Origin of the sequence: Streptomyces sp. BV286, from assembly GCF_019090165.1 — a bacterium.
In the GTDB taxonomy this organism is placed as follows: domain Bacteria; phylum Actinomycetota; class Actinomycetes; order Streptomycetales; family Streptomycetaceae; genus Streptomyces.
Map to the genome: position 1 here is coordinate 1 of NZ_JAHRIB010000194.1, position 3,004 is coordinate 3,004.

2 protein-coding genes are annotated in these 3,004 nt (G+C 64.9%); both read right to left on the reverse strand.

Annotated elements, in window-relative coordinates:
- The coding region (gene treS, locus KUF83_RS37010) for a maltose alpha-D-glucosyltransferase (protein WP_217459448.1) at positions 1–1,683 on the reverse strand (1,683 nt) is incomplete at its 3' end.
- Positions 1,680–3,004 (reverse strand): alpha-1,4-glucan--maltose-1-phosphate maltosyltransferase (locus KUF83_RS37015; RefSeq protein ID WP_217459449.1); only part of this gene is annotated, 1,325 nt, incomplete at its 5' end. The genes KUF83_RS37015 and treS, both read right to left, overlap by 4 nt.

Genomic DNA, 3,004 nt, shown 5'->3' on the forward strand with positions numbered 1-3,004 from the left:
CAGTCGGAACCAGTAGAAGCCGTGGCCTGCGAGGGTGAGGAGGTAGGGGAGGTCGCCGATGGCGGGGAAGCGGACGCCGCCGATGAGTTCGACGGGGTGGCGGCCGTTGAAGGTCTGGAGGTCGAGTTCGGTGGGTTGGGCGAAGCGGGAGAAGTTGTGGACGCACAGGACGAGGTCGTCGCCGTGTTCGCGGAGGAAGGCGATGACGGCGGGGTTGGAGGAGGGGAGTTCGGTGTAGGAGCCGAGGCCGAAGGCGGGGTTCTGTTTGCGGATTTCGATCATGCGTCGGGTCCAGTGGAGCAGTGAGCTGGGGTTGCTCATGGAGGCTTCGACGTTGGTGACCTGGTAGCCGTGGACGGGGTCCATGATCGTGGGGAGGAAGAGGCGTCCGGGGTCGCAGGAGGAGAAGCCGGCGTTGCGGTCGGGGGTCCATTGCATGGGGGTGCGCACCGCGTCGCGGTCGCCGAGCCAGATGTTGTCGCCCATGCCGATTTCGTCGCCGTAGTAGAGGATCGGCGATCCCGGCAGTGACAGCAGCAGGGCGGTGAAGAGTTCGATCTGGTTGCGGTCGTTGTCGAGGAGGGTGGCCAGCCGCCGCCTGATGCCGATGTTGGCGCGCATGCGGGGGTCTTTGGCGTATTCGGCGTACATGTAGTCGCGTTCTTCGTCGGTGACCATTTCGAGGGTGAGTTCGTCGTGGTTGCGGAGGAAGATGCCCCATTGGCAGCCGGAGGGGATGGCGGGGGTTTTCGCGAGGATTTCGGAGACGGGGTAGCGGGATTCGCGGCGGACGGCCATGAAGATGCGGGGCATGACGGGGAAGTGGAAGGCCATGTGGCATTCGTCGCCGCCGGTGGTGTAGTCGCCGAAGTAGTCGACGACGTCTTCGGGCCATTGGTTGGCTTCGGCGAGGAGGACGGTGTCGGGGTAGTGGGCGTCGATTTCGGCGCGGACGCGTTTGAGGATGTGGTGGGTGGCGGGGAGGTTTTCGCAGTCGGTGTTTTCTTCGGCGAAGAGGTAGGGGACGGCGTCGAGGCGGAAGCCGTCGATGCCGAGGTCGAGCCAGAAGCGGAGGGCGGAGATGATTTCTTCGACGACGGCGGGGTTTTCGAAGTTGAGGTCGGGTTGGTGGGAGAAGAAGCGGTGCCAGTAGTACTGCTTGCGGAGGGGGTCGAAGGTCCAGTTGGAGGCTTCGGTGTCGACGAAGATGATGCGGGCGTCGGGGTATTGCTTGTCGTCGTCGGCCCACATGTAGTAGTCGCCGTAGGGGCCTTGGGGGTCGTTGCGTGAGGCTTGGAACCAGGGGTGCTGGTCGCTGGTGTGGTTCATGACGAAGTCGATGATGACGCGCATGCCGCGTTGGTGGGCGGCGTCGACGAATTCGACGAAGTCGGCGAGGTCGCCGAATTCGGGGAGGACGGCGGTGTAGTCGGAGACGTCGTAGCCGCCGTCTTTGAGGGGGGATTTGAAGAAGGGGGGGAGCCAGAGGCAGTCGACGCCGAGCCATTGGAGGTAGTCGAGTTTGGCGGTGAGGCCTTTGAGGTCGCCGATGCCGTCGCCGTTGCTGTCCTGGAAGGAGCGGACGAGGACTTCGTAGAAGACGGCGCGTTTGAACCATTCGGGGTCCCGGTCTTTGGCGGGGGTGTCTTCGAATGTGTCCGGGACGGGCTCGTTGACGATCATGTGGGTGACCCTCCGGTGGGCGGTGAGGACGGTCGCAGGACGGTGGTGACGTGCGCGGGCCGCAGTCCGGGCGTGAGGCGTACGTAGTTGGTCCTGCCCCAGTGGTAGATCTCGCCGGTGAGCTCGTCGCGCACCGGCACCGACTCGTGCCAGTCGAGGCCGAGTCGTGGCATGTCCAACGAGATGGTGGCTTCCTGGGTGTGGTGAGGGTCGAGGTTCACCACCACCACGACCACGTCATGACCGGTGCGCTTGCTGTACACGATCACGGCGTCGTTGTCGGCTTCGTGAAAATGGACGTTCCTGAGCCGGCGCAGCGCACCGTGCTCCCGGCGGATCCTGTTGAGCGAGCCGATGAGCGGCGCGATGGACGTTCCCGCGCGCTCGGCCGCCTCCCAGTCCCGCGGTCGAAGCTGGTACTTCTCCGAGTCGAGATAGTCCTCGGTCCCTGCCCTGATCGCGGTGTTCTCGCACAGTTCGTATCCCGCGTACATTCCCCAGGCGGGAGAGAGCGTCGCCGCCAGGACGGCACGGATCTCGAAAGCGGGCCGGCCGCCGTGCTGGAGGAACCCGGGGAGAATGTCAGGGGTGTTGACGAAGAAGTTGGGCCGCATATAGGCGGCTGCCTCACCTGACAGCTCGGTGAGGTACTCGGTCAGTTCCTGTTTGGTGTCGCGCCACGTGAAGTAGGTGTACGACTGCTGGAAACCGACGCGGGCCAGCGTGTGCATGATCTCCGGGCGGGTGAAGGCCTCGGCCAGGAAGATCACATCGGGATCGGTGCCGTTGATGTCGGCGATCACGCGTTCCCAGAACATGACCGGCTTCGTGTGCGGATTGTCGACGCGGAAGATCCGTACGCCGTGGTCCATCCAGAACCGAAGAATCCTGACCGTCTCGCGGATCAGGCCGGGCATGTCCTTGTCGAAGGAGATCGGATAGATGTCCTGGTACTTCTTCGGCGGGTTCTCCGCGTACGCGATCGTCCCGTCGGGGCGGTGGTGGAACCACTCCGGGTGCTTCTCCACCCACGGGTGGTCCGGTGAGCACTGGAGCGCGAAATCCAGGGCGACTTCGAGTTGCAGGGCGGTCGCGGCGCGGACGAATGCGTCGAAGTCGTCGATCGTGCCGAGATCGGGGTGGACGGCGTCGTGGCCGCCCTCCGGTGAGCCGATCGCCCACGGAACCCCGACATCCCCACGGTCTGCCGAGAGGTTGTTGTTCGGGCCTTTGCGGAAGGTCGTGCCGATGGGGTGGACCGGCGGCAGGTACACCACGTCGAAGCCCATCGCGGCGATGGCCGGCAGCCGTCGCGCCGCGG